Raw genomic sequence first — 5,055 nt, 5'->3', positions numbered from 1 at the left:
CAACAGGCTGGTAACCAGACTAACGCATCTCAGTCTCAGCGGCCTCGCCGCGTTAACCTTGATTCGGCAAGAGTATTTATCCGCCCTAGTAAGTCGCCCGGATTAGGTAAAGAGATGAAAAAATTAAAGCAGGATAAAGATGGATTCATCTCTATGTTTAATGGTAAAAATCTGAAAGGCTGGGATGCACTTCCTAGATTCTGGTCAGTGAAAGATGGAGTAATTGAATGTGTTGAGGGCCCGGACCCAGGGGATAACATTCAATCCAATTTAGTATGGATTGACTCACAAAAAAATCCGGAAAAGTATGCCAATGTTGAAATCCATGTACAATATCGTTGGTTATCAAATGGGGGCAATTCCGGTGTTCAGGTTCGAGGTGTAATGAATGTTGATTCTACCAAACATATTGCCGGCTATCAGGCTGATATGGACCCTCAGAACAATTACACGGGTGGTATTTATGATGAATCTGCTTTATCAGGCCGAAGAACTAAAGATATTCAGGGACCTCATATTGCTCCCCGAGGTTATAAAGTAACATACCCGGCTGATGGAAGCGCAGGGAAGTCAACACCCTTGGCTGAATCTACAGAACAGCTTGCCGGATATCTTAAACCGGTAGGTCAGGAATTTAATGAATTGGTTATCATTGCTCAAGGATCTCATATAACTGTGAAGATTAATGGGCATGTTTTCAGTGAATTGGTTGATGAAAGCGCAGGAGCGTTGAAGAACGGTATCGTAGCTTTCCAGCAACATGCCGGTGCAGGAATGCAGATTCAGTTTAAAGATCCGAAGATTAAGTTTCTTTAAATAAGAATCAGTCAAAAAAGTAGAAAGCCCTGTAAGAGATCCTTACAGGGGTTTCTACTTTTAATGAGCTCTAATCCATGGAACGCTCCTCATTTATTTTTAAGAAAAATTGAAAAATACTTGCGTAGCTAAGTGACTACATTTATATTTGTAGTCAAATAGCTACACAATGAATTTAAGACGAGATGTATATCAGGCAATAGCCGATCCGACAAGGAGAGCTATACTTGTATTGGTTGCTTCACAATCTATGACAGCAGGCGCGATAGCCGCAAATTTTGATACAGCCAGACCAACGGTTTCAAAACATTTGCAAATACTTACTGAATGCGAATTACTTGAGCAAGAGCAAAAGGGCAGAGAGGTTTACTACCACTTAAATCCGGGAAAGATCAAAGAAGTAGCTGATTTTATTGAACCATTCCGCAAAATGTGGGATGAGAGATTTAATAAATTGGAAGCCATAATGAAAGAATACCAATCAAAAAATAAGCACAATGGAACAAAAAACAAAAATTAACGCGGAAGAAGGAAAGCAAGAATTATTGATAACCAGAGAATTTGATTTACCCCTGGAATTACTTTTTAAAGCTTATGTAGAACCCGAAATTATTGAGCAATGGATGGGAACGAAAGTGCTGAAGCTTGAAAATAAAAAGCATGGTAGTTATCAATTTGAAACAACCGATCCCCAAGGAAATGTAGTCTTTAGAGCCAATGGAGCAATTCTTGAATTTGTCCTGGATCAGAAAATTACCCGGACGTTTGAAATGGAGAATACGCACTTCTCTGTTCAGCTTGAATTCTTAGAATTTGAAAAACTTACAGATAGCACCAGTAAGCTTACTATGCAGAGTGTATTTAAATCAGTTGAACTCAGGGATCGGCTGCTGAAATTACCCTTTACGAAAGGTATTAATATGGCACATAATCGTTTGCAAGAAATTGTGAGCACATTAAAATAATATTATGACAAAAAGAAATAGAGTTATCTATTGGATTGCTACAATCTGGCTTGCATTGGGAATGCTATCAACCGGAATAGTACAATTACTTAAAATGAAAGAAGAAGTAAGTATGATGACAAATTTAGGCTATCCCCTGTATTTGTTAACCATATTAGGCGTTTGGAAAATATTGGGCGTGATAGTAGTGCTTATTCCTAAATCCCCTTTATTGAAGGAATGGACCTATGCCGGATTTTTCTTTGTTATGTCGGGTGCAATCATCTCCCACCTGGCCATTGGAGATGCTGTCAAAGATTTTTTTGGACCAACTTTATTATTAATTCTGACTTTTGTATCTTGGTATTTCAGGCCTGCAGATCGTAAAACGATGTCAATTAATCTATAAGTTATGAGCAATCGCACTAATAATAAAAAGGAGTTGTCAGCAGAGCAACTCAAAGAACTATTTTCAGTATTAAAAGCTCGTTTTGAGAAGAACACAAATCGCCATGAAGGCTTAAAGTGGGATCAAGTACAGGCAAAGCTAGAAGCCAATCCGGAAAAGCTAGGGTCACTTGATGATATGGAAATAACCGGAGGTGAACCGGATGTTGTTGGCTATGATCAGAAGACAGGAGAATACATTTTTTATGATTGTTCGGAAGAAAGCCCCAAAGGCCGCAGAAGTATTTGTTATGATCGCGCGGCACTGGAAGCGAGGAAAGCTCATAAACCGGAAAATACTGCAATGGATATGGCAGCTGATATGGGTATTGAGCTTTTAACGGAAGAACAATATCGGGAGTTGCAGCAACTGGGAAAATTTGATATGAAAACATCGAGCTGGGTGAAAACTCCTGCTGATATCAGGAAGCGAGGAGGTGCCTTCTTCTGTGATCGCCGCTATGATATGGTATTCTTATACCATAATGGTGCAGATTCATATTATGCTGCCAGAGGATTCCGGGGTGTATTAAGAGTCTAATCTCCTCAATAAGATATTAAACGTGAGCCTAAATTTGTATGATTTTAGATAAGGCCTTGTTTTAATTGAACAGTGGTCAAACAGTGGTCAAACAGTGGTTGAACAGTGGTCAAGCAGTGGTAAAAGGACTGTTCAATTTCTGTTTAGTCTTTGTTTAAGGTCTGTTTGACTTTTATCAGTCTGCCATTATCCAGGAATAACTTGATACAGAAAGAGAATACAGAAATACTATGGAAGTGACAACACACTTACAACCGGAAAATGGTCAGAAGGATATTTACCAGAATAACTATCAGTCAATATTCCCCATTTTGAAGCCTTAATTCCAGGAGTAACAAAGATATGATCGATGATTGTCGAATTATTTGAAACCTTAAAACTATTAAAACTTCCGTTATTATGGTAAGGTTCATCAACTAAGGTAAAAGTATCAACTATTTCTCCCGAATCCTGGAGTATCTTGTAAGGCTCACTCTCATGATCTGCGTTTAAATCTCCTACAAAGATTACAGGTTTTCCTTTTGCAATTTCATTTATCTTTTCCAACACTAGTTTGCTACTTTCTTTGCGTGCTATTTGTCCCTGGTGGTCGTAATGAGCACTAAAAAAGAAGAATTCTTTACCTGATTCATTATCCTTTAGATTAACCCAGGATACAATCCGATTACAACATGTTGCATCCCATCCTTTCGCTGGTAGATCGGGATTTTCAGCCAGCCAGAAATCACCTTGGTTTAAGAGGGTAAATTTATTCTTTTTGTAAAAAATGGCAGAATGCTCTCCTTTTGTTTTACCATCGTCTCGTCCTTTTCCATAGCGAGCATAAGTTGGTAACATGCCGTCCAAGTCGACCAATTGTTCAGGAAGTGCCTCTTGAGTACCAAATATATCAAAATCATGGAATCTAATTAATGCTCCAACATAAGGAGACCTGTCTTGCCACAAATTTCCTGTGTCATTTGGATTTGCATATCTGAGATTGTAAGTAGCAACTTTCAGCTCTTGAGCAAATGCGGATGCACATATTAGTAATGACAGTAATAATATTGCGGATATCTTTTTCATTATTCTATTTTTTTCTTTTCCTAAATATTAACCCTAATCTTTTATTATCTATTAATGATTCTTCAGAACGGAATAAAGATACTTTTTTCTATGTGTTTTTTAAATTATCATTCTATTAATACTTAGCAGAAACAATATTCCTTTAGAGTATCTGGAAGTGGTGGTTTCAGTGAGAGAAAAATGCAGTTTTGTGTTCATACTTTAATACTATAAAATAGGTCATTAACGATAATTTAGATCATATTTTATCATGATCGCAAGCATTCTTTCGTTTCGAATATCAAGCTATAATTGAGTAATTATTAATAGTTAAAACATAAAATGTAGTATCATGCAAGCAAATAAATTTAAAACAATCTTTTTTAGTATTTTCCTATGTCTAATGCCAACCAGTTTTGTAAAGGCACAGGTAAACGAAACGAAAGTTACTTTATTAGAAGGAATCGTAGTAGCAGGTTATGTAGATAATGGAGGCTATGTAAACCTGGCAGGACCAGCTATCAAGTTGACCAATAAGCCCTGGACGGTATTAGTTGGTCTATTGCCAAGTTTGAAATTTAAAGAAGATAAATCCGCAAGTGGAACGAAGAATTCTTTGGCTACACCTACGCTAGGTTTTGGTTTAACAACAGTTTATAAACATTTCGCTATACAGGTACCTCTTTTTTATAATAATAAAACAACAAGCGCGGATGGTAAATGGAATGTTGGAGTTGGTATTGGGTATAAGTTTTAATAGTAAACGTTTATGAGTTGGGGAGCTTTAATAGTTAATCATAACTATATTAACAGGTTCAAAAATGGTTGTTTTGGAAAACCAGAGAGTTTAATTAATTTTAGTAAAATTATGATAGCTTATGCTTGGAGAACTGAATAAAAGAGAAATCATAGATTTATTAGAAAGCCAATTTATTGGTCGATTGGGATGTCATTTAAATGGCGAAACCTACATCGTGCCTATTAACTATGTATATCAGAATAATGCCATATATGCCCATTCTGGTGAGGGTAAAAAAATAGAAATGCTTCGTGCAAATCCACAGGTATGTTTTCAGGTTGATGAAATTAATACTATGTTCAGATGGAAGAGCGTAATTCTGTGGGGAACCTTTGAGGAATTGGAAGGCAGGGAGCGCCAACAGGTCATGCAGGGCTTAATTCTGCGTATTATGCCAAACACCAGTGATCCTGCAAGGAATCCTTCTCATGCAATCAGTCCAACGCTTCGGAATGATCTTATCG

Annotated in this window: 8 protein-coding genes; 7 read left to right on the top strand and 1 reads right to left on the bottom strand. The window is 37.2% G+C overall.

Features of this window, described 5'->3' with window-relative positions:
- From ABWO41_RS15205 to ABWO41_RS15185, 5 genes are all read left to right on the top strand, one after another.
- Positions 1–816, top strand: an 816-nt coding sequence (locus ABWO41_RS15205; RefSeq protein WP_353139890.1) for a 3-keto-disaccharide hydrolase, incomplete at its 5' end; no start/stop codon positions are given.
- A 169-nt stretch (positions 817–985) separates the two neighbouring features.
- Positions 986–1,336: an ArsR/SmtB family transcription factor gene (locus ABWO41_RS15200; RefSeq protein WP_353139888.1), complete on the top strand. Its 351-nt coding sequence runs from the start codon at positions 986–988 to the stop codon at positions 1,334–1,336.
- A complete protein-coding gene (locus ABWO41_RS15195) occupies positions 1,314–1,781 on the top strand; it encodes an SRPBCC family protein (protein WP_353139886.1) in 468 nt (155 codons plus the stop codon). Before ABWO41_RS15200 ends, ABWO41_RS15195 begins: the two co-directional genes overlap by 23 nt.
- A gap of 4 nt (positions 1,782–1,785) precedes the next feature.
- Positions 1,786–2,169 (top strand): DoxX family protein, encoded by a 384-nt coding sequence (locus ABWO41_RS15190; RefSeq protein WP_353139884.1) that lies wholly within the window; start codon positions 1,786–1,788, stop codon positions 2,167–2,169.
- Between the two features lie 3 nt (positions 2,170–2,172).
- Positions 2,173–2,748 (top strand): DUF4256 domain-containing protein, encoded by a 576-nt coding sequence (locus tag ABWO41_RS15185; RefSeq protein WP_353139882.1) that lies wholly within the window; start codon positions 2,173–2,175, stop codon positions 2,746–2,748.
- A gap of 228 nt (positions 2,749–2,976) precedes the next feature.
- Here the strand turns inward: ABWO41_RS15185 and ABWO41_RS15180 are convergent, their stop codons facing one another.
- Positions 2,977–3,813 (bottom strand): endonuclease/exonuclease/phosphatase family protein, encoded by an 837-nt coding sequence (locus ABWO41_RS15180; protein ID WP_353139880.1) that lies wholly within the window; start codon positions 3,811–3,813, stop codon positions 2,977–2,979.
- 382 nt (positions 3,814–4,195) lie between these two features.
- Here ABWO41_RS15180 and ABWO41_RS15175 point away from each other — a divergent pair, with 382 nt between their 5' ends.
- Both ABWO41_RS15175 and ABWO41_RS15170 read left to right on the top strand, forming a co-directional pair.
- On the top strand, positions 4,196–4,549 hold the full coding sequence (locus ABWO41_RS15175) for a hypothetical protein (RefSeq protein WP_353139878.1): 354 nt from the start codon (positions 4,196–4,198) through the stop codon (positions 4,547–4,549).
- 121 nt (positions 4,550–4,670) lie between these two features.
- The coding region (locus ABWO41_RS15170) for a pyridoxamine 5'-phosphate oxidase family protein (protein ID WP_353139876.1) at positions 4,671–5,055 on the top strand (385 nt) is incomplete at its 3' end.

It is taken from the genome of Pseudopedobacter sp., from assembly GCF_040392825.1.
In the GTDB taxonomy this organism is placed as follows: Bacteria; Bacteroidota; Bacteroidia; order Sphingobacteriales; family Sphingobacteriaceae; genus Pseudopedobacter.
The sequence above is the reverse complement of the archived record's forward strand: the minus strand, read 5'-3'. Positions and strand labels throughout refer to the sequence as shown.